The 417-nt window shown below is 47.0% G+C and carries 1 pseudogene; it reads right to left on the bottom strand.

Features of this window, described 5'->3' with window-relative positions:
* A pseudogene (locus tag V6259_RS19665) lies at positions 1-289 on the bottom strand (IS66 family transposase); the annotation flags it as partial.
* Positions 290-417 lie beyond the last annotated feature (128 nt).

Genomic DNA, 417 nt, shown 5'->3' with positions numbered 1-417 from the left:
CGGTTGCTTTGCCCGATTTGCCTTTGGGCATGCCTTTTTCCGCTTCAATAAATTTTCGACGTGCGTGTGCCCAGCAACCGGCCAGCGTTGCGTTTGTTGATTCATAAGCTTGGTAGCCATCCACATTCAGATACCCATCGAACCCTTGTAAAAAGTCGATAGCACATTGCGCACTTCGTGTGGGCTGGAAGTCGTATAACACAATATTCGGGATCGGGCTTTGTTTGTCGGGCCCATCCTTACCGGTGCAATAGAGCCACATGTAACAGTTAGAACGGGCTTCTTTAATGGTGAGCGTCCGGGCATCACCATCTAGGCAAGCTCAAATTATTATCTATTACTTTTTTCCATTTCTGAGTGGCGTAAAACGACAAGTGGGTCTAAGGTTATAGATAGACAGAGAGCAAGGGATTGTTC

The sequence above is a fragment of the Marinomonas sp. TI.3.20 genome (assembly GCF_038155025.1).
In the GTDB taxonomy this organism is placed as follows: Bacteria; Pseudomonadota; Gammaproteobacteria; order Pseudomonadales; family Marinomonadaceae; genus Marinomonas; species Marinomonas flavescens.
Note: the sequence above shows the minus strand (reverse complement) of the source record. Positions and strands in the feature narration are given on the sequence as shown.